This is a genomic window from Mucilaginibacter xinganensis (genome assembly GCF_002257585.1).
Classification (GTDB): domain Bacteria; phylum Bacteroidota; class Bacteroidia; order Sphingobacteriales; family Sphingobacteriaceae; genus Mucilaginibacter; species Mucilaginibacter xinganensis.
This window is the reverse complement of sequence record NZ_CP022743.1, coordinates 2,253,730-2,275,444: the sequence shown is the minus strand read 5'-3', so window position 1 is coordinate 2,275,444 and position 21,715 is coordinate 2,253,730. Positions and strand designations below refer to the sequence as shown.

The 21,715-nt window shown below is 41.1% G+C and carries 19 protein-coding genes and 1 tRNA gene; 5 read left to right on the top strand and 15 right to left on the bottom strand.

Annotation, left to right across the window (positions count from 1 at the left end):
- Positions 1 to 2: 2 nt before the first annotated feature.
- The gene (locus MuYL_RS09845) at positions 3 to 380 is read right to left on the bottom strand and encodes a winged helix-turn-helix transcriptional regulator (protein ID WP_094570398.1); all 378 of its coding nucleotides are present in this window, start codon (positions 378 to 380) and stop codon (positions 3 to 5) included.
- Positions 381 to 565: 185 nt separating this feature from the next.
- On the opposite strand from MuYL_RS09845, the gene MuYL_RS09840 reads away from it, so the two are divergent.
- Complete coding sequence (locus tag MuYL_RS09840; protein WP_094570397.1) at positions 566 to 1,168, top strand: FMN-dependent NADH-azoreductase; 603 nt, start codon at positions 566 to 568, stop codon at positions 1,166 to 1,168.
- Between the two features lie 314 nt (positions 1,169 to 1,482).
- Here the strand turns inward: MuYL_RS09840 and MuYL_RS09835 are convergent.
- Positions 1,483 to 1,555: transfer RNA gene (locus MuYL_RS09835), tRNA-Lys, on the bottom strand.
- Positions 1,556 to 1,837: 282 nt separating this feature from the next.
- Here MuYL_RS09835 and MuYL_RS09830 point away from each other — a divergent pair.
- Together MuYL_RS09830 and MuYL_RS09825 are read left to right on the top strand one after the other, a co-directional pair.
- Positions 1,838 to 2,233, top strand: a complete 396-nt coding sequence (locus MuYL_RS09830; RefSeq protein WP_157740731.1) for a response regulator — start codon at positions 1,838 to 1,840, stop codon at positions 2,231 to 2,233.
- Complete coding sequence (locus tag MuYL_RS09825) at positions 2,148 to 3,458, top strand: ATP-binding protein (RefSeq protein ID WP_094570395.1); 1,311 nt, start codon at positions 2,148 to 2,150, stop codon at positions 3,456 to 3,458. Before MuYL_RS09830 ends, MuYL_RS09825 begins: the two co-directional genes overlap by 86 nt.
- Positions 3,459 to 3,557: 99 nt before the next feature.
- Here MuYL_RS09825 and MuYL_RS09820 read toward each other — a convergent pair whose 3' ends face one another.
- From MuYL_RS09820 to pyrE, 3 genes are all read right to left on the bottom strand, one after another.
- Entirely contained in the window at positions 3,558 to 5,186 is a 1,629-nt protein-coding gene (locus tag MuYL_RS09820; protein ID WP_094570394.1) for an ABC-F family ATP-binding cassette domain-containing protein, read from the bottom strand.
- A gap of 382 nt (positions 5,187 to 5,568) precedes the next feature.
- A complete protein-coding gene (locus MuYL_RS09815) occupies positions 5,569 to 5,967 on the bottom strand; it encodes an SRPBCC family protein (RefSeq protein ID WP_094570393.1) in 399 nt (132 codons plus the stop codon).
- A gap of 98 nt (positions 5,968 to 6,065) precedes the next feature.
- Positions 6,066 to 6,710: an orotate phosphoribosyltransferase gene (pyrE, locus tag MuYL_RS09810; protein ID WP_094570392.1), complete on the bottom strand. Its 645-nt coding sequence runs from the start codon at positions 6,708 to 6,710 to the stop codon at positions 6,066 to 6,068.
- Here pyrE and MuYL_RS09805 point away from each other — a divergent pair.
- Positions 6,709 to 7,359 (top strand): NUDIX hydrolase, encoded by a 651-nt coding sequence (locus MuYL_RS09805; protein ID WP_094570391.1) that lies wholly within the window; start codon positions 6,709 to 6,711, stop codon positions 7,357 to 7,359. The two genes, pyrE and MuYL_RS09805, sit on opposite strands and share 2 nt — an antisense overlap.
- 122 nt (positions 7,360 to 7,481) lie before the next feature.
- Here MuYL_RS09805 and MuYL_RS09800 read toward each other — a convergent pair whose 3' ends face one another.
- The 5 genes from MuYL_RS09800 to MuYL_RS09780 form a co-directional block, all read right to left on the bottom strand.
- Positions 7,482 to 8,876, bottom strand: coding sequence for an arginine decarboxylase (locus MuYL_RS09800; RefSeq protein WP_094570390.1), 1,395 nt, complete (start codon positions 8,874 to 8,876; stop codon positions 7,482 to 7,484).
- 181 nt (positions 8,877 to 9,057) lie between these two features.
- Positions 9,058 to 9,933: a YitT family protein gene (locus MuYL_RS09795; RefSeq protein ID WP_094570389.1), complete on the bottom strand. Its 876-nt coding sequence runs from the start codon at positions 9,931 to 9,933 to the stop codon at positions 9,058 to 9,060.
- 481 nt (positions 9,934 to 10,414) lie between these two features.
- Positions 10,415 to 10,960, bottom strand: a complete 546-nt coding sequence (locus tag MuYL_RS09790; protein ID WP_094570388.1) for a DUF4337 family protein — start codon at positions 10,958 to 10,960, stop codon at positions 10,415 to 10,417.
- Between the two features lie 16 nt (positions 10,961 to 10,976).
- Complete coding sequence (locus MuYL_RS09785) at positions 10,977 to 13,385, bottom strand: glycoside hydrolase family 2 TIM barrel-domain containing protein (RefSeq protein WP_094570387.1); 2,409 nt, start codon at positions 13,383 to 13,385, stop codon at positions 10,977 to 10,979.
- Positions 13,386 to 13,486: 101 nt separating this feature from the next.
- Positions 13,487 to 13,774: a hypothetical protein gene (locus tag MuYL_RS09780; RefSeq protein ID WP_094570386.1), complete on the bottom strand. Its 288-nt coding sequence runs from the start codon at positions 13,772 to 13,774 to the stop codon at positions 13,487 to 13,489.
- Positions 13,775 to 14,005: 231 nt separating this feature from the next.
- Between MuYL_RS09780 and MuYL_RS09775 the strand changes: the two genes are divergently transcribed.
- Positions 14,006 to 15,400: an MBL fold metallo-hydrolase gene (locus MuYL_RS09775; protein ID WP_094570385.1), complete on the top strand. Its 1,395-nt coding sequence runs from the start codon at positions 14,006 to 14,008 to the stop codon at positions 15,398 to 15,400.
- Positions 15,401 to 15,515: 115 nt separating this feature from the next.
- On the opposite strand, the gene MuYL_RS09770 is transcribed toward MuYL_RS09775, so the two are convergent.
- The 5 genes from MuYL_RS09770 to MuYL_RS09750 all read right to left on the bottom strand — a co-directional run bounded on the left by MuYL_RS09770 (position 15,516) and on the right by MuYL_RS09750 (position 21,629).
- Positions 15,516 to 16,466, bottom strand: coding sequence for a D-2-hydroxyacid dehydrogenase (locus MuYL_RS09770; protein ID WP_170309740.1), 951 nt, complete (start codon positions 16,464 to 16,466; stop codon positions 15,516 to 15,518).
- An 84-nt stretch (positions 16,467 to 16,550) separates the two neighbouring features.
- Positions 16,551 to 17,618, bottom strand: coding sequence for a 3-phosphoserine/phosphohydroxythreonine transaminase (serC, locus tag MuYL_RS09765; RefSeq protein WP_094570384.1), 1,068 nt, complete (start codon positions 17,616 to 17,618; stop codon positions 16,551 to 16,553).
- A 270-nt stretch (positions 17,619 to 17,888) separates the two neighbouring features.
- On the bottom strand, positions 17,889 to 18,557 hold the full coding sequence (rpe, locus tag MuYL_RS09760; RefSeq protein ID WP_094570383.1) for a ribulose-phosphate 3-epimerase: 669 nt from the start codon (positions 18,555 to 18,557) through the stop codon (positions 17,889 to 17,891).
- 119 nt (positions 18,558 to 18,676) lie between these two features.
- Complete coding sequence (locus tag MuYL_RS09755) at positions 18,677 to 21,088, bottom strand: ABC transporter permease (RefSeq protein WP_094570382.1); 2,412 nt, start codon at positions 21,086 to 21,088, stop codon at positions 18,677 to 18,679.
- A 271-nt stretch (positions 21,089 to 21,359) separates the two neighbouring features.
- Positions 21,360 to 21,629 (bottom strand): hypothetical protein, encoded by a 270-nt coding sequence (locus MuYL_RS09750; protein WP_094570381.1) that lies wholly within the window; start codon positions 21,627 to 21,629, stop codon positions 21,360 to 21,362.
- Positions 21,630 to 21,715 lie beyond the last annotated feature (86 nt).

The following is a 21,715-nucleotide window of genomic DNA, read 5'->3' as shown; positions in this document are numbered from 1 at the left end:
ACTCAGGACTGCTTTCGCATGCTTTGCTTAATTTTTTCTCTATGCTGTTCACCCCAGGCATTTAGTTCGCCCAGCACATTTTTTAAAGTACGGCTATAGGGGGTCGCTTCGTAAATGATGCTTACAGGATTGGTTGGGTATACGGTCCGGGTAATAAAATCATTCAGCTCCAGGTCTTTTAGTTCATTTGCTAATACTTTGGCAGAGATCCCGGTGATCTGATGCTGAATTTCATTAAAACGTTTGGGTGATTGCACCAGGCAAAGGATCACCGCCAGCTTCCATTTCCCGTTAATAACGTATAAAGCATCAATAACATTTTTGAGCGAGTCCGCGCATTCCATCTTGTTCGGAAGGGCCTCATTTTTAATGATTTTCATAACTGCAAAGGTAATCACTTACCTCAATGTAACCGCTTACCTTTGGGTAACTACTAACTTTTTACCACCCGGTAACCCTAGTTTTGCCCTTAATTATCCGGGGCAGAAACCTTTGATGTAAACAAAAAGGAGGTACAACAATCCCGGATTTTTTAACAGAATTATTATCAAATAAGTAAATTGTTATGAAACACATCCTTCATTTAAAATCAAGCTTGCAGGGCGCTGCATCTTATAGTATTAAACTGGGTAACACCATTGTTGAAAAGATCCGGGAGAAATATCCGGACAGTACGCTAGAGGAGCTGAACCTGGTAGATACCGGGATCCCGCACCTTAGCCCCGCTGTGCTGCGCGCATTTTTTATTCCCAAAGATCAGCTCACCGCAGCCGATAAAGAATCGGTTCGCCTCTCTGATGAGCTGGTTAAACAGTTATTTGCTGCAGACATCGTTGTGATTGGCGCGCCGCTGATAAACTTTACCATCCACTCTGCACTAAAGGCCTGGATCGATCACATCACCAGGGCCGGGATAACTTTTGGCTACGGAGCAAATGGCCCTATTGGCATGGTGACCGGAAAAAAGGTTTATGTAGCCATGTCGTCTGGTGGCGTTTTTTCAGAAGGACCCGGTGAAGCCAACGACTTTGTTGCCCCTTATTTAAAAGCCTTCCTAGGCTTTTTGGGCATGACAGACCTTACTGTATTCCGCGCCGAAGGGTTAAAAGTGCCGGGCGTAAAGGAAAACGCCATGAAGAAAGCCGTTGACAGTATAATAATTGATTAACTAACGTGCGTTAGAAATAAGCAAAATGTGGCCTAACACCTAAACCGCTCTATAGCCGCGTGCAGCCGTAGTTTCAGCTGCGGCAAGTTGCGTATTCAAGCCGTAGCGTGTTCCATTTTGCACACGGAACACCCGGAACAAAGTAGAACAACCTGATTATCAGCACATTTGCTTTTTATCAGGGAATAAACTGGCGTAAGTATCTGATAATAAGCATGTTTCATCAATAGCAATATTGAATTCACGGTATCTAACTTTATCTAAAAACAAAAAACCGCCTCTAATTTGCGTTAGAGGCGGTTTTTGATTTTTTGTGACCTGGGAGAGGATCGAACTCTCGACCCACTGATTAAGAGTCAGTTGCTCTACCGGCTGAGCTACCAAGTCATTATTTTTTTCCGGGCTGCAAATAAACGAAAAAAACCGCACAAAAGCGCAACCTGCCGCCTTTTTTATATGTAGCTAAACCGAATAATTGAAATTCATAAGCAGATAAGCCCCAAATCATGGCCAATTTTGAGAGAAATTTAATTTATAATTTATTAGTTTATTATTTAGTTAAACGTTGCAAACAATAACGTGTTTCAGGTGTTTTGTTCTAGATAAATAATAATGGCTGAAGGACCGATGGGCTCCCATTGGCTACGCCACTTATATAACCTACCAACCATGAAACGAAACCCTTCAGAAAATATTAAGCTGTTAATTGTTGACGATAAAATTGACAACGTAGAAATACTGGAAGCAGCATTAGAGCAGGAAGGGTTAGATATAATTACTACCAGCACACCCAAACAGGTGATAGATTTGTGCATCAGAAATAATATAGGCATCGCTTTAATCGATGTAAAAATGCCAGGGCTGGACGGTTTCGAATTACTTGATTTGATAAAACAAAACCCACTGACCAAAGATATTATTGTTGTATTAATAACCGGCTACTCTACCAAATCAGGCGATGTTGTTAAAGGGCTAAATAATGGAGCAGCAGACTATTTATTTAAGCCACTCGACTTATATCACTTTAGCAAAAGTAAAATCGCTGATTACTTTAATCAGGCATAAGCGGGAAATAGTAAATCAAAATATTGCATTAGAAAATTATCAAAAAAAATTATTTAAAGCGATTGAAGAAAAACAGAAGAGCAAGGTGTTTAAAGAAAATTTTCTGGCGAATATGAGTCATGAGATCCGCACTCCCCTGAATGGGATCATTGGTTTGACGGCGCTGTTGAAGGAGACTTCACCTAACTCGGACCAACTCGAAATAATTGAACTGATGCAATTCTCTTCTAAATCATTAATTGGAATTGTAAATGATATTTTGGAAAGTGCGCAGCTTGATGCCGATAAAATAAAAATCGAGCGTTCAGAAGTGAATATTATCAACCTGATAAGAAAAGTTTGTAAAACTACAGAGCCTTTAGCCGTGGATAAAGGATTAACGCTTATTTGCGATGTGGGCACGGATGTACCAAAAATGATACTGGCTGATGAACTGAGGCTAAATCAGATTTTAGTTAACCTGATCAATAACGCTATCAAGTTTACACATTATGGGTCCGTATGCATTTCTCTAAAAACAATCAAAAAAAACGATAGCAGCGCAGTACTCCAGTTTATGATAAAAGACACTGGTATCGGGATCCCAAAATCTGAGACCAGCGAGATCTTTAACCGGTTTGAACAGATTGGAAACAGATCCTGGCAAAAATTTGGGGGCACAGGCTTGGGGTTATCCATTGTAAAAAGGCTGGTTGAACTAAAAGGCGGCGAATTATCAGTTGAAAGCATAATTGGTGTTGGCACAACATTCACTTTTACCAATACATTTTCGTTAGCCGCTGAAGGATCAAACCATATTGAAGCAAACAATTCATTATCTGATTTACCCAAATTTTATGACACCTTAGTCTTATTGGCAGACGATAACTTAACAACCCACTATATTATCAAAAAAATGCTTAAAAATTGGAGTATTGAAGTAGATGCTGTAACAAATGGGCTGGAAGCGTTTGAAAAATTAAAGTCAAAAAATTATGATTTGATATTAATGGATACGCATATGCCAATTATGGACGGTATTGAAGCCACAAGAAAAATTCGTGAAGAATCAAATACGTCTAAAAATATCCCTATAATCTCATTTTCTGCCTCGGTGCTGCCAACTGAAAAGGCCGCTGCAAAACTTGCCGGTGTTGACGATTTTATAGCGAAACCGTTTGACCCCTGTATATTGAATTCCAAAATCCGCAATTTAATAAACAAGAAAAAAAGCATTATTAGCTAACTTTAATTTAGCTTCCAGCCTGCTTTACGGATAAGTTAAAAACAAGCCCCCGAAGCTGCGCTATTATATTGTTAGCTATTTAATACCCAATTGAATTAGTTACGCCATTGCATAAAACTCCTCGCGCTGCTTCTGCACTACGTCGCTGTTAATGTATTCATCGTAGGTCATCAGCTTATCAATCACGCCGCCCGGGGTTAATTCAATTATCCGGTTAGCTACCGTTTCTACCAGCTCATGGTCACGGGTGGTAAACAACATCGTGCCCCTGAAGTCCTTCATGCCATTATTTAATGCGGTGATAGATTCCAGGTCAAGGTGATTGGTAGGTTCGTCAAACATCAGCAAATTGGCTGATTGCAGCATCATGCGGCTGAACATACAGCGCATTTTTTCGCCGCCTGACAATACGTTACTTTTCTTTAACACTTCCTCGCCCGAGAACAGCATCCGGCCTAAAAAGCCACGGATAAACTGGTCGTCCTTTTCACCGGGTGAGTATTCCCGCAGCCAGTCGATCAGGTTATCGTCTTTCCCCTTAAAGTATTCCGTGTTATCAATCGGAATATCCGCGGGGTTTATGGTTACCCCCCATTTAAACTCGCCTTTGTAATCCTTATCGCGGCCTGTTAAAATATTATAAAATGCAGTTGTGGCCAGGCTGTTTTGCGAAAGCACCGCTATTTTATCACCTTTATTTACCATCAGGCGCACATTGGCAAACAATACCTCGCCGTTTAATGATTTGCCGAGGTTTTCTATCTGCAGGATCTGGTCGCCGGCTTCGCGTCCCTGGTTGTTGAATATAATACCCGGATATTTACGGTTAGAGGGTTGGATCTCATCAATATTGATCTTATCCAAAGCTTTTTTCCTGCTGGTAGCCTGTTTTGATTTAGAAGCATTTGCACTAAACCTGCGAATAAACTCCTGCAATTCCTTCACCCGGTCTTCGGTCTTCTTGTTCTGATCCGAGCGCTGTTTTAAAGCCAGCTGGCTCGATTCGTACCAGAAAGAGTAGTTACCGGTATAGATGCTCATTTTTGCAAAGTCAATATCTACCACGTGGGTACAAACGGTATCTAAAAAGTGCCTGTCGTGCGATACCACCAATACTATTGCTTCATACCCGGCTAAAAAATCTTCCAGCCAGCTTACGGTGTGGATGTCCAAATCGTTGGTAGGCTCATCCAGTAATAAAATATCAGGTTTGCCAAAAAGTGCCTGTGCCAATAACACACGTACCTTTTGCGTATTGTCAAGGTCTTTTACCAGCTGGTAATGAAATTCTTCTTTAATACCAAGGTTACTTAGTAAAGTAGCCGCGTTGCTTTCTGCGTTCCAGCCATCCATTTCGGCAAAAAGGTTTTCCAGCTCGCCGGCACGTTCGCCATCAGCATCGGTAAAATCTTCTTTTAAATAAATAGCATCTTTTTCTTTCATTACGGCATACATTTCCTTATGCCCCATCATTACGGTTTCTATAACAGTAAAATCATCAAAAGCATAGTGGTTTTGGCTTAGTACCGCCATGCGTTCGCCGGGGGTAAAACTTACCGAGCCGCTGCTTGGGTCAATCTCGCCAGAAAGGATCTTTAAAAAAGTAGATTTACCTGCGCCATTGGCACCAATAATGCCATAGCAATTGCCTTGTGTAAACTTAAGATTTACATCTTCAAATAGTGTACGCTTGCCATAGCGTAAAGATAAATTAGATACTGTGATCATTCTGGTCCTTTAATTTGCTGCAAAAGTACGGTAAATACCCATACTTGTTAACAATGCTTAGTCTTATGATTTTTAAAAATACTTACCAATTGTAACAAATGTGTTGAAATTGACGTTTAACAGGTGTTTTATGGAATATTTTTTTAAGAGTCCGGTCGAAATAATATGTTGATAAGTAAAAAAAATTATTTTGTTGCGAACTTTGAAATTATATATTGCTTAATTATATTGTACCCGTTTTTAATCCCTAATTAATTAACTATCATGGTAATTGTAGTAGCGCTGTTGTTAATTATCAACGTACTTACTGTAATACTTCATTTACGGGCCGAAAAAGAATATTAATTCTTTTTATCCGTAAGAGTTGTATCACCGGCACGTTTTAACTAAACAGCAAATTTAAACTATTGGTTTCGTGTTCGGCAAGTTTTTTTAACTGGCCGGACACAACCATTTTCATCATCATGTTTAAATCAGCCGATATGGTAAACACAACCTCCGTATGATCGTTAACCGGTAACAGTGTCCAGATCAATTGCAGGTCAAAAGGCGGCTTCTCTGCCGGAACAATTTTTATCTCCCTGTTTTGATCCCTGCCTTCAATTTTCAAGCTAAGGTTTATCGTATTTTTTATGTTGAAGCTGGCTTCATCATAGCTTGATTTCCAATGCTGGATATCATCACCCGGCATTAATTTTTGGTGATTGTTCATATCAGCCAAAAAATCAAAAATTTTATTTACCGGTTGCGGTATGGTTACTTTACTTTCAAAAGTTGTCATTGGTAGTGATTAGAGATTAGTTTGTGCTTTCAAAACAAATGGCCTGTTGGTTCGCCGCTATAAAACTGCGAACTGTCAACTTAAAACTGCCAACTTCTTCACTTTCCCCAAACAGCAGGGTCTTCGCGCCATTTTTTCAATACTTCAACGTCGCTGTCTGAGATGTATTGATTGTCGCCGGCATATTTAATCAATGCACCATAATTTGATAAGGTATAGAACGGGCAGTTAGCCTGTTTAAAATTATCCGCAGCCACATCAAACCCATAGCTAAAAATGGCAGCAAGGCCCGCCACATCGTAACCGGCATCACGCAGTGCGTGAACAGCCTGCAGGCTGCTTTTCCCGGTTGAGATCAGGTCCTCAATAACTACAACGCGTTTCCCGGTTAATGACAGGTCACCTTCAATAAGGCTGCCGGTGCCATGTTCTTTTGCTTTGGCACGTACATATATAAACGGCAAACCAAGTTCCTGCGCAACCAGCACTCCCTGGGGGATGCCCGCTGTAGCTACACCGGCAATACAGCCAACGGAACCAAATTTTTCCTGGATCATAGAGGTTAATTGCTGCCTGATGTAGGTGCGGATAGCAGGATGTGACAAAGTAATGCGGTTATCACAATAAATTGGTGATTTCCAACCGCTGGCCCATGTAAAAGGTTTGGCAGGTTGTAATTTAATTGCTTTAATTTGCAGCAGGAATTCAGCAACCTGCTGCTCTATTTCACTTTTATTAAACATGGCGCAAAAATACAGAATTTATATTAACGACAAGGTTCTTCTGTTAACAGAATCACTACCTAAAAACATTGAAAATTACAAGCAGATTGATGCTGAAGCATTTGATATGAAAATACTTTACACCTGGATTGTAAAACAGAAAAGTAAATTATTTTATGTTTTATGCGCAGATGCCAAACTGTTTTTAAAGACCATTGTAAAAAGTGTTGTGTTGGTAAGAGCTGCAGGCGGGCTGGTAAAAAATGAGAACAATGCGTTTTTGTTTATCTACCGCAATAATAAATGGGACCTGCCAAAAGGCAAAATTGAAAAACGGGAGGGCACAAAGGAAGCCGCCGTGCGCGAGGTAGAAGAAGAATGCGGGATAAAAGTGAGCAAACTTGACGACAGGATTTGTAAAACTTACCACTCCTATATTTTTAAAGGCGAGCTGGTGCTGAAAAAAACTTATTGGTTTAATATGCGCTGCAAGGGCCAGAACAATTTAAAACCGCAGAAGGAAGAAGGAATAACCGATGTACGCTGGTTTAAAAAAGATGATATAGGCCCTATAATAGCGAATACCTACCCGCTGATTATGGATGTGCTGGTAAAGGAAAAACTGATTGAAACGGTTAAACAAAAAAAGAAAAAAGAGCTCGACGCTTAAGAAAAGCCGCTTAAAGGACCTGTTTTAAGCGATTTTTTAAATATTCACCTTTTATCGTTAAAACAAAAAAACTGCCTGAAATATTACTTTTCAGGCAGCTTTTTTTGTGCTTGTACTAATATCTAGGTAGTATAACCCAGGATCTTTAACACCTGCTTGCTGTTCTGTTCTTCGCCAAAAACCTCGAAATTGAAAGTTTCATCCCGGTTGCGGCGGATGATAACGTGTTTGGGCGATGGAAGCAGGCAATGATGAATGCCCCCGTAACCGCTTAACACTTCCTGGTACGCCCCGGTATTAAAAAAGCCCAGGTATTGCACCTTACGGGTTTTAGGCATAAATACGCTGTTCATGTGTGCTTCCTGGTTATAATAATCCTGCCCGTCGCAGGTTATGCCACCAAGGTTAACGCGTTCATATTCGCTATCCCAGTTATTTACCGGCAGCAGGATATATTTTTGGTTAAGTGCCCAAACATCAGGCAGGTTGGTAATAAATGATCCGTCAAGCATCAGCCATCTTTCACGGTCATTCTGTTGCTTGCGCCCCAAAACCTTGTACAGTATCCCTGATGCTTCGGCCACGGTATATTTACCAAATTCAGTAATAATATCAGGCTCTACCGTATCGTTCTCGGCGCAAATTTCCTTAATCCGGCTTACAATTTCATTGATCATGTACTCATAATCAAAATCAAATACCAGCGAATCTTTAAAAGGCATTCCGCCGCCAATATCAAGCGTATCCAGGTCGGGGTTTATCTTTTTAAATTTGCAGTAAAGCGTAACATACTTTTCCAGTTCGTTCCAGTAGTATGGTGTATCAGAAATACCGGAGTTGATGAAGAAATGCAGCAACTTCACTTTAAAGTTAGGGTTACCCTCTATTTTATTGTAATAAAAGTCAATAATATCTTCCATCCTAACCCCAAGGCGCGATGTATAGAACTGCGAATCAGGTTGTTCTTCCGCCGCTATCCTGATACCCAGGTTGCAGGGGGTATCCATCTCAATCTCGTCGTCGTAGAGGTTGAATTCTTCCTTGTTATCCAATACCGGGATGATGTTTTTAAATCCATCATGCAGCATATCAACAATATAGGTTTTATATTGAAATGTTTTAAACCCATTGCATATCACCGTGATATCCTTGCTAACAGCACCTTTTTTCTCCAGCGCATCAATCATCGGCATGTCAAAAGCAGATGATGTTTCCAGGTGGATCTCGTTCTTAAGCGCTTCTTCAACAATATGCTTAAAATGCGAACTTTTGGTACAATAGCAATATTTATAGCTTCCGCGATAATTATTTTTAATGATCGCCTGCTGAAACAGCAGTTTTGCCTGCTGGATCTTTTTTGAAATTATAGGTAAATAAGTGAAGCGTAAGGGGGTGCCGTACGTTTCTATCATCTCCATTAAATTAAGGTCATGAAAGTATAATTCATCCTCAATTATTTCAAAACCATCCTGTGGGAAACCTACACTCAGGTCAAGAAATTCCTCGTAACTCTGCATCTGTTAAAATTTTGGCAAATGTAATTTTTAAACGCAATAATTGGCGTATTGTTGATGTAATTTTTTAGTACTTAAATCATTGCCAAAGGCATTAATAAAAGTCTGCCAGTAATTACGTTTGCAAAGGTGCTCATATTTACATTGATATAGCTGTTCAAAATAGTTTACGCAGTTATTTTGTTTAATGCGCCAGCACATGCCGCTTAATCAATCCGCCTTTAACCTCTGATACCGAATGCGTAATAATAAATGCGGTCGGATCAACCTGCTGAACAGTTGTTACCAGCCGTGACACGTCCAGGCGCGTTATCACAACATAGAGGATGTCGATATTTTTATCCTCAATTGTGTTCTTCCCAAATCCCCTTTCCCCTTTATATACGGTAACGCCCCTGTGCAACTGGCGAATGATAACATTTTTTATCAGTTCACTTTTAGGGGATATAATGGTTACCGCTGTATATTCATCAAAACCCAAGATAATATAGTTGATAGTTTGCGATGCGGAAAGATAAGTTAAGATGGAATACAACGACGCCTGGATCCCCAGGAAAAAAGCAGCCACACCAAATATTGCTATATTAATGACCAAAATGATTTGCCCTACCGACAAAAATGATTTTGGGTTGATGTAAACAGCAAGTAGCTCCGTGCCATCTATAACACAACCGCCGCGCATGGCCAAACCTATTCCGGTGCCCAGGAAAAAACCACCAAATACAGCGGTTAACAGTTTATCATTGGTAACATGCGGAAAATTAACGAGGAATAACACCAGCGACAGGATCAATATGGCGACCAATGTTTTAAGCGCGTAAAGTTTATTTATGCGTTTGTAGCCCAGCCATATAAAAGGCACATTGATCACTATTATCAAAATTGAAATGGGCCAATGGGTAATGGAACTGATCAGCAGCGAAATTCCGGTTACCCCGCCATCAATAAATTCATTGGGGATCAAAAAACCTTTAAGCCCAAATGCAGCGCTAAATATTCCGGTTAGGATTAGTAATATATTGATTATTTCTTTTCGAAAATTAAATCTTCTTTTTTTCATAGTTTGAGATTAACAACGTTTTTAAAATTATTTTTTGCGGAGCGTGGTTATTATTACGTCCGGTTGCCTGGATATTTGGTTGCCGGCTTAGTTAGCCATCAGTTCAAATACCTCGCATCCCCCAGCCTTTTATTGCTTTACAGCAAAATCAAAAAGAGCGGAGCCCTCCTCCTGCACGGGAGGAATGATCTCGTCATTATATTTTCAGGGCGCTAAGGGTTGTTTCGCAGGGTAGCAATTTAATTACTGGGGGTTAACTAAATGGCTATAATTTAGTAAAACCACGCGATTTACGCGTCGTTTACCTCAAAATAAAACCAGGTAGCAGTGTTTAAAATTAAAGCCGTTATATACTTCCTGGCCGGTTTGCCAAAATCTAACTTAAGGACTTTTGTTTGCTTTAAATTAGCTATCCGAAAGAGCGGCATTCCACCACGACATGCATAAACTTGCGATATCCCCAGGTGCTGAGGTATTGGTATTACAGAAATCCGCCCAATAAAAAGAACAGTCCGATGGCTGCAAATCCCATACTTCCCAACCAAAGTGCTTTTCGCTTGGTTATGATAGATATGGCGCCAATAGCAATAGCAACCTGGAACAAGGTTACACTTTTTGCGAGCGTTGAGTGTTTGGCTGTATGTTCATCACTTTCCTGTTGAAAAGTTTTCGCTTCAGCCATTATTGCAGCCTGTTCTGCTTTATTTTCCTTTACCTTGTTTAAATCTTCGGTAACAGGCGGCTTCCCCATAGCTACCAGGATTTTATTTGAGGAAATAAGTATTTCAGATTTAACACCCTTTGCCTGGTAAAAAGCCCACTGATCTGATGCACGCATTTGCGACAACATGGCTTCATCAGCGTGTGCACCAGCCATAAGGCCCGCTATTGCCGCTAACACTGCAAACACAGCAGTTGTTAGCGCCACATATAACACCCACTTTTCTTTACCCTCACTTAACATGTGGTGTGCATGTTCGTTACTTTGCTCGTGTATCTTATCCGAAAAGTTTTCTATTTCTTCCATACCGGGGGTATTTAGTTCAATAACTATGCAAAATTACGGTTTTTCCGGTTAGGTTAGCTGCACTCGCCGTTAATGTTATAGCACCCGCTTTACCAGTGGTTTTAATAATTACCATGCATTTGCCGCGCCAGGCTTTGCGCCGGGGCAACTGATTGCTCTCCACGCTCCGTGGGTTAGCATTGCCAACCCCAACTATTGTACCGGCACCACTAACCTTAAAATCCACCTGGTTAACAGCACGCGGATTTAAGTTACCTTTTGCGTCAGCAAGTTCAACTGTAATATAACTCAGGTCCTGGTTATCTGCTTTTAATTTCGTTCTGTCTGCCGATAATTGAATTTTTGCGGGTGCATCAGCAGTACAAAGTACCGAGGTGTTAACTTTTTTGCCTCCGCTATATCCTATCGCCGTTAATGTACCGGCCTGGTAAGGCACTGCCCATGAAGCCATAAACCGGGTAGCCCTGTTGGTTTCCTTTTTTCCCAGCGATTTATTATTTAAAAACAACTCTACCTGCTCACATGATGAATTTACATTTACCGTTAGCGGTTTATTTTCATAGCCCTTCCAATTCCAGTCTGCAACAACGTCGGTCCAGTTCCACTTTGACCATGAAGCAGTTTTGGGATTGAGCGCAAAAGAAGGTTTGGGCGATGTCACAAAAATGGACAACTGATTTTCTTTCCACAGCGCATCACGGTAATAGGATTGTGCGCGCTTCCAGCCGCAGATATCAAGATCACCACAGTAAGCCAGGTTCCAGGGATAAAAGCTGGTACCCTGCGGATAACCCAGCCATCCTATACTTGCCTCGCCAATATAGTCAAATGATGTCCACACAAAGTCCCCTATAACATAAGGATGATCCAATACTTCCATCCAGTTCCCAAAGGCTTCTAACGGGAACGATTCGGTACCCATCATAACCCTGCCGGGGATTCGCTTATGATCAGCCTCATAGGTACTGGATTCGTAACCGTAACTGTTTACAGCGTAGTTATATCCACTTATATCCAAAGCTGCAAAGTAAGGGTCCTTATCCGGTCTCAGATCATTAACTGCTGAAGTTACCGGCCTTGCAGGATCAAGTCCCCTGGTATAAGCAGCCAAAATCTTCGCGGTTTCTGCGCCTTCGGGTGTTCCTTTTTCCTGGATCTCGTTTCCTATGCTCCACATAATCACACTCGGATGGTTCCGGTCGCGCATCACCATGCTTGTAATATCCTTTTTCCACCAGTCATTAAAATACAGGTGATAATCATACGGATTTTTGCCGTATTTCCAGCAGTCAAACGCTTCATCAATCACCAGCATCCCCAGGCGGTCACAGGCTTCCAATAAGGCCGGAGCTGGCGGATTATGAGCACAGCGTATGGCGTTAAAACCGCTGGCTTTTAATAGTTCAACTTTTCGCTCTTCCGCCCTGTCATACGTTTTAGACCCCAGCGGCCCGTTGTCATTATGCACACAGCCACCTTTTAACTTAACAGTTTTCCCATTTAACTGAAATCCATTCTCCGTATCGAATGTTATTTTACGGATGCCAAAGGTGTTTTTTTGCTGATCGGTTAATTTTCCTTCAGCATAAACTTCAGTAACAGCGGTATATAACGCAGGCGATTCACACGACCATAGATCAGGATTATCAATATTAACAGTCTTGGTAAATTGATAAGCTGCTCCGGTTTTAACTAACTCTTCTTCTTCACATCGCGCCACTTCATGGTTTTTCCCGTCTGTTATTTTCGTGATAACCTTAATCTTTTCATCGGTTGCGCTTTCATTCAATACATTGGTTTTAATGGCAATCCCGGCATTTTTTTCGGTTACTTCGGGTGTGGTTATTGCTGTTCCCCATTGGGCTATATGCACAGGATCAGTCACTTTTAGCCAAACATGCCTGTAAATTCCCGAACCGGAATACCATCGGGTATTTTGTCCTTCATTTTTTATTTCTACAGCAATAATATTCTTGCCGCCAATATTTAACTTATCGGTAATATCGTACCAAAAACTGGTATAACCATATGGATGTGTACCTAAATCGTGCCCGTTTATAAAAACGCTGGCATTCATGTAAATCCCATCAAAAAGAATCACCACACGCTTCCCCTTTTGAGCTGCAGGGATGATAAAAGTTTTACGATACCATGCGGTTCCGCCAACGGTAAAACCACCGCCAACCTGGCTAATAGCATTTTGAGTGAAGGGTGACGACGTGCCTGGCAGGTCCTCGATGCTCCAGTCGTGCGGAAGGTCAACTTTTCGCCATTTGGAATCGTCGTAGCTTTCATTTTCGGCGCTCAGGGCACCGCCACGGTAAAACAACCAGTTATCGTCAAATAACGTAGTCCCTGTGTTTTGAGCTGATACCCCGATCCGAAGCAGCATCAATAATCCAATGAAAATGATCTTTTTGAACATAGTAATCTTTAGGTTAGCGATAATTGGTGGCTAAATTTAATCACCTAAACCATTAAATCCTACTATGTTTAACATTATTATTGTTAAAATAACAATTATTACTAAGATTGAAGCGCATCAGGATCGGCCCCGGCAGGATCTTTGTAGTTTTTTATGAATGCGGCAACTTCGGCAGCTTCTTCCCAATTCAGTTCATCTATACCGTCGTAGGTCCATTCATTCCTGTTTTCGTCAAACGCTATTTCGCCCATTCCTGTAACACCATCTGTTAGTTTATACACGCCGGTTTCGTAAAAATCGCCGGTGGGCAGTTTCGAAATTATCGGCGTTATGGTGAGGTGCAACTCCCCTTTTGTGGTATTTATTATGTAAATAGTTTGATTAATCATGGCTAATTTATCTGGTCATCACGAAAATAAATTAATTATCTTAAAAACTTATTAAATCATTATTACTTATGTAAAAACTTTAAACCGGGCATCATTTCTGCATAAAATGTTACAACATTAATAATAAGTTTGCATTTGGTTTATTGGTTTATTACTTTGTTGACATCTTAACTGTTTAAGATGCTACAAAACCATAAAGTAATAGCGCCAGCAAACGATTGAACTGACACGATGAAATTAACTATACACGGGGCTGCGCAACAGGTAACAGGCAGCATGCATTTGCTTGAGGTGGGACAGTTTAAAATATTGATAGATTGCGGCCTTGACTACGAAAAAGACAGAAATATACAGGCTAATGAAAACTTTCTTTTTAAACCTGAAGAAATAGACGTTGTAATACTCACCCATGCCCACATTGACCATTCAGGTAATTTACCGACGCTGGTACGCCTGGGATTTGAAGGGCAAATTTTGTGCACGCCGCCTACTGCTGATCTGACCGAACTGTTACTGCTCGATTCTGTAAATATATTTATGCGCAAGGCAGACAAGGGGCGCAAACACCGGAAAGGAAAATTCAACACTGCCGCACAACCATTATATCTCCAAAAACATGTGATGGATACCGTGGAACGCTTTGTAACCATCGGTTTTAATAAACCGTTTCGTATAAATGGCAGTATTGAGCTAACGTTTATACCTGTAGGACATTTATTGGGAGCCGCCGCTGCTGTATTTAAAGTAATTGAAGACGGGGTAGAAAAGTCGATTGCATTTACCGGTGATATTGGCCGAAAAAACTACCCGGTGCTGGATGATCCGCAAACATTGCCGCCTGTTGACTACCTGGTAACTGAATCCACCTATGGCGGCAGGCTGCATACCAAAGATAAAACAGTTGAACAAGCACTTGTTGAAACCATTGAAAAAGCCTGTGTTAAAGAGCAGGGCCGCCTGATAATCCCTGCGTTTAGCATAGGGCGTACCCAATCATTGGTTTACTCGCTCAATAAGATCTTCAGCAGCGGTTTGCTGCCACCGGTAAAGGTGTTTGTTGACAGCCCGCTGGCTACCCGCTCAACCGGGGTATTTCGCAAATACCATTACCTGGTGAACCAGGAAGCGCAGGACTTTTACAGTAAACGGGGCGATGAGTTTGAATTTGACAACCTGGAATATGTTGAATCGCTTAAAGACAGCCGCCAGGTTTCTAATTACTTCGAGCCGTGTATCATCATTTCATCAGCCGGAATGCTGGAGGGCGGGCGAATCCAGGATCACCTTTTTTATAACATCCAGAATTACTACTGTACCATATTATTTATCGGTTACTGCGCAAAAGGCACACTTGGGCATCGTTTGCTACGCGGAGACCCCATTGTACACATTAAAGACCGCGAGCTTGCCGTTTACGCTACCATTAAGCAAACCGATGTGCTAAGCGCTCACGGCGATCATGATGACCTTGTTAATACCGTTAAACAGCAGGACAAGGCAAAACTAAAAAATGTTTTTTTGGTACACGGAGAAACATCCAGCATGCAGGCCTTGGCAGATGCTTTAACGGGAGAAGGTTATGCGGTAACCATACCGGCAAAGGGCGTTTCTTATTTGCTTTCGTAAGTTTTCCCTAAACAAAAAAGGCATGAATTGATCAAGTTCAATTCATGCCTTTATATGAAATTCGCGCTTCAAAAAGTTGTAAAATTCAAACTAATTCACCGCGACATTGTATCAATTATTTATTAAAGTGCCCAATAATCAAGCTCGCCAATTCAACACCAATCCGTTCCTGGGCCTCATTGGTTGCAGCGCCGATGTGCGGTGTTAAAGAAATCTTCGGATGTTTGATTATTTCTTCACGGGGCGTTGGCTCGTTGTCAAACACATCCAATGCTGCGAAAGAAACCTGGCCGCTGTTTAAAGCATCAACCAAAGCCAACTCATCAATTAAACCGCCACGGGAGATATTCACCAGGCCCACGCCTTTTTTCATTTGAGCCAACTCTGCCGCACCAATTAACGCTTTGTCAACAAAGGGGGTGTGCAGTGTAATAAAATCAGCCGTTTTAATTATTTCATCAAGTGTTGCTGATTTAACAGCTACTTTAACTTTTGTACCACCGCCCAGGGTAAGCTCCAGCTCGGGGCTAAACGGATAAAGGTCATACGCCAATACATTCATACCAACACCAATAGCAATCTTAGCCACCTCGCGGCCAATGCGCCCAAAACCTACTATACCTAAAGTTTTATCGCGCAGCTCAATACCTTTAGCGTAAGCTTTTTTAAGGTCGTTAAATTTAGTGTTGCCTTCAACAGGCATCTTACGGTTGCTGTCAGGTAAAAAACGCACACAACCGAATAGTTGTGCAAATACCAGTTCGGCTACCGACAATGATGATGAAGCAGGCGTGTTATATACGCCCAGGCCTTTTTCTTTGGCATAATCAACATCAATATTATCAACACCTACACCACCCCTGCCAATCAGCTTCAGATTAGGACAGGCATCTATTAATGCTTTTCGAACTTTAGTGGCGCTACGTACAGTTATCGCATCGTAACCCTGTAATTTTACAGGAAGCTCTTCCTGCGGAATGTTATTTGTATCTACAAAAAAACCGGCATCCTCCAGCATTTTTTTGCCTATCGGATCGATGCCATCATTGGCTAATATTTTTATCATTTTGTATTAGAGATTAGTGATTGGAGATCAGTGATTAGGTAGCTGCAGATATTAACTAATCTCCAGTCGCTAACCGCTAATCACTTATTTATTTTTTTCAGCAAATTCCTGCATTGCGTCAATCAGCACGTACACGCTGGTTATAGGCAGCGCATTGTAAATTGAAGCGCGGAAACCGCCAACACTCCTGTGGCCTTTAATTCCCACTATGCCTTTGTCGTCGCAAAGCTTTAAAAAAGGCTTTTCAAGTTCCGGATTTTCCATCACAAAGCAAACATTCATGTGCGACCTGTCTTCAACCTCGCAAACGGGCTTGAATAATGGGTTACGGTCAATTTCTTCGTATAAAACGCGGGCTTTGGCTATGTTCTCTTTTTCAATGGCTTCAACACCCCCTTTTGATTTTAACCAGTTAAGGGTTAGCATAGAAACATAGATTGCAAATACCGGCGGGGTATTGTACATAGAGCCGCCTTCAACCTGAACCTGATAATTGAACATTGCCGGGATCTTTCTGCCGGTTTTACCTAAAAGCGAATCTTTAACAATCACCAGCGTTACACCCGCCGGACCCATATTTTTTTGAGCACCTGCATATATTAAACCAAAATCAGCAACATCAATTTTACGGCTGAATATATCTGATGACATATCACAAACCATTGGCACCGGCGATTTAGGAAACTGCTGTAACTGTGTTCCGTAAATGGTGTTGTTTGAAGTGATGTGGAAGTATGCTGCGTCAGCCGGGATCTTATAATCTTTAGGTATATAAGTAAAGTTTTTATCTTTTGAAGAGGCAACAATCTCAACATCACCAAAAAATTTAGCTTCCTTTAATGCTTTGTTAGCCCATACGCCTGTTTCCAGATATGCCGCTTTACCTCCTTCGGGCAACAGGTTGTACGGTGCTAAAGCGAACTGCGTGCTGGCACCACCCTGTAAAAATAAAACAGAATAACCTTCAGGTACACTGAATAATTCCTTTACCAGTTTTACAGCCTCGTCTAAAACAGATTCAAATTCAGGCGAACGATGTGAAATTTCCAATATAGAAAGTCCGATTCCTCCAAAATCAACAACTGCCGCTGCTGCCTGTTTTAAAACTTCGTGCGGTAAAATGCCTGGTCCGGCGCCAAAATTATGTTTCATTTTATTTAATTTTTTCAATGATTAATGAAAGCTATCGTAAGCATGCTTTGAGTTGAGCTATAGCCTGCAATGGTTTCATTTAGTTTATAAATTGGTTTGTTCAATTACGATTAATTAACAAATCGGTATAAAGATGGGCCGAAGTTAATTAATTTGACAATATTTATAGAGATTATTTGCTTTTTTTGAAAAATGATACAATTGCATTACAATTGAACCTCAGAATTTTAAATATTAAAAAAATCTGGGGCCTTTATTATCAGCCTTACATCACGATCGGGCGGCGCTGCCCAAATTTTTCAAGTTTGCGATAGCCACCGTTGGATCAGGTGCCGAAAAAACTGAGTTACCGGCAACCAACACATTAGCACCAGCTTCAACTAATTTTTCAGCGTTACTACTGTCAACTCCACCATCTACTTCAATGTAAAGTTCCGGGTTGTATCTCCTGGCAAGCGCTTTGATATCCCTAAGCTTTTTGTAAGTGTTTTCGATAAATTTTTGCCCTCCAAACCCAGGGTTTACTGACATTATCAGAACCATATCCAGGCTGCTTATTATGTCTTCCAGTAAAGCAACGGGGGTATGCGGGTTAAGTGCCACCGCTGCCCTGCAACCCAGTTCTTTAATATATTGAACAGTGCGGTGTAAATTAGGGCAGGCTTCAATATGAACTGTCATTCCTGCGGCGCCGGCATCCTTAAAATTTTTCAGGTAACGGTCAGGATCAACAATCATCAAGTGAACATCCAGCGGCTTGGTTGCATGCTTATTTACAGCACTAACAACCGGGAAACCAAATGAAATATTGGGCACAAACATCCCATCCATAATATCAACATGGATCCAGTCTGCATCACTTTTATTTATCAGTTCAATATCGCGTTGCAGGTTGGCAAAATCGGCGGCTAAAATTGAGGGCGCTATCAGGTGGTTCATGTGTACAAAGGTAGTGATTAGAGATTAGAGATTAGCGCTTGGAAATTGGAGATTAGTGATTTTGTCGATATTTTATATCAGCATTTTTCCTAACCTCCACTTCCTAATCTCTAACCAACTCACTCTGTCTTCAAACTCTTTACAGGGTTCATCAGCGCAGCTTTTATTGCACGGAAGCTTACGGTTGTAATGGTTATTACAACCGCAAGCAGGCCCGCTATTGCAAATACCCACCAACTGATGCTGGTACGATAAGCAAAATCCTGCAGCCAGCGGCTCATGGCCCACCAGGCAACCGGGAAAGCGATGATGGCCGATATACCGACAAGCTTTAAAAAATCGTTAGACAGCATACTTACAATATTAACTACAGAAGCGCCTAATACCTTTCGGATTCCGATCTCCTTTGTACGCTGTTCGGCAGCGTAAGTAACGAGGCCAAATAAACCCAGACAAGCTATCAGAATAGCAAAAAATGCAAAAGACATAAAGATCTTGCCTGTATTTTGTTCGGATTGATAGAGGTGATTAAAATCATCATCCATAAACGAATAGGTAAATGGCTGGGTCTGCATGTTTGCGTCAGCGCCGCGGTAAAGTGCCTCTACTTGTGCTATAAGCGCAGGGATATTTTTCGTTTCTATCCGGAAAGCCATTGCACCCTTATCTTCGCCCAATCGCATTACAAGTGGTGCAATTTTGGTTCGCAGGGAGCCCGCATTGAAATCTTTTACTACACCAACAATATTAAACCGGTGTCCACCCTGGTAGAGCACTTTATTTAAAGGACTTTTTAAGCCCAACATACCAACGGCTGTTTCATTGATGATTATAGCAGTAGAATCTGTTAGCATTTCTCTCGAAAAATTTCGGCCCGCAGCCATTTGCATCCCAAGTGTCGGGATATAATCTTCGTCAACGTCCCATGTTGAAAGTGCAGTTGCCTGGCCGGGGCTCATGGATGCATCTTTGCCGTAAACCTCAGTGTCGTCGTTTATTGATGTAGGTAAATAGCCCGACATTGTAACAGATTTTACACCTGCCAGTTTCAGCACATCCTGCTTAAAGGATTTAGAGTGGGTACCAAGCGAATAGATATTTTGCAAAACAAACACCTGCTCGCGGTTATAGCCTAATTTTTTGTTACGGATATAGTTAAGCTGACTATATATAACCAGTGTGCCAACAATTAAAACAATAACCGTAACAAACTGAAACACCACAAGACCATTGCGCAAAAAGCTATTTTTAAAGCCAGATGCCAACTTGCCCTTTAATACCTGAACGGGTTGAAATGCCGACATGAAAAACGCTGGATAAGCGCCTGCCATTAAGCCTATAATTAAGGTTGCAAACAACAACGCAGGCAAAATCCACGGCTCGGCAAATAAGTTAAGGCTTATTTGTTTGGCTGCCAGCTGGTTAAAATAATGCAGCAGTAATAATGCAATAAACCAGGCAATAATCAAAGCAATAAAACTTGTGATAATTGATTCGACCAGGAACTGATTGATTAGCGAACCACGATTTGATCCCAGCACCTTTCTTATGCCAACCTCTTTTGACCGGCCTGCGGAACGGGCTGTTGAGAGGTTCATGAAATTTACGCAGGCAATCAGCAATATTAAAACAGCAATCACAATTGACATGTACACGTATTGAATACTACCTGTGGGTTCCAGTTCCCGGGCTACATCCGAGTATAAGTGGATCCGGGTAACGGGTATGGTCACAAATCTGAAGTGGTCACCTTTCTGATCCAGGTCCGCAATTGATGTATGTATAAACTGCTTTAATTCAGGTTCAGCATATTTTTTGCAAGCTTCTTTAAGGTAGTTGTTTAGGTCATTTTGCGTGGTGCCGTTACGCGCTAGTAAATAGGTAGTATAATTTTCACTTGTCCATTGCGTATTGTTCCTATCCGTACGCTCGGCCATTGCTTTAATAAAGCTAAAATGGATATGCGATTGCGCAGGTGTGTTTTTTATTACCCCGGTTATTTTGTAATCGGTGGTGTTGTCTAAACGCATTGTTTTTCCAATTACATCGGTGGTGTTAAAATACTTTTTGGCAATTCGCTCGCTTATCACCAGCGAGTGTGGCTCATTTAACGCCGTACCCGGATCGCCTGCAATCATTGGCAGGGTAAAAACCTTAAACAGGTTCGCGTCCGCAAAAAAACTATTATCCTCAGTTATTGTCTGTTCGCCCTTCTTTACCAGGGTCTTACCATTATCTTTAATACGCGCAGCCCGCTCAATATTAGGATACTCCTTTACCATAATTGCAGCCATTGGTGCAGGTGAAGTCCTATCATAAAAAAGGCTGCCGTTTACTTTAAAATCAGCGTTTACCCTGTAGATACGATCGGCGTTGAGGTTATATTTATCATAGCTTAGTTCATCAACTACAAACAAGGTAATCAGCAAACAAACAGCTAACCCTATAGCTAGTCCGAATATATTTATAGCCGAAAAACTTTTATTCCGCCAAAGGTTTCTGAAGGCTATTTTAAAATTATTTTTGAACATACTGCAATGTATTTATAAGTTCCAGAATTATCTTAACTGTAAATAACCAATGCGATGCCATTTTTTCATTTATTTGATTATCAGCAAAATAATTTAAAAGCTTTAAACAAACCGTTCGGTTTTGATGCAACCAGGTGTTCGTTTGCGGAGAGTAGGTGGGTTACGAAAGGGTTGTAAGAGTTGTAGTTGTTGTAAAGGTTATGAAAGCAAATTTCTTTTCAAGCTTTCATAAACTAATAGCTGATCTTTGGCCTCTAATCACTGCGAAGCATCAATCACAGTTGAGCAACAGATCATAATACTTCTGCATTAAAATAGTATCGTAGTTTACAAGGGAATTATAAGCTTCAGAAACGAGCTCATTAAGGATGGATGAGCCGAGCTGCCCACCTCCGTTCGGAATGGAATCGTAATAAGTAATTAATTCTTTTACCCTGATAATTTCATACAACAACAACTGCACTAAATCTGCCTGTGAGCCAGATTGGATACCCGGTGAATTATTGATAAAATCTAAAGGATCGTTATTAGTAGAAGCCATTTTTTATGTAAAGGATCGGACTTAACGGTTTTATCAGTTAACTACAAACTTAATGAAGTTGAAAAAGTTATATTTTGTTTTAAAAA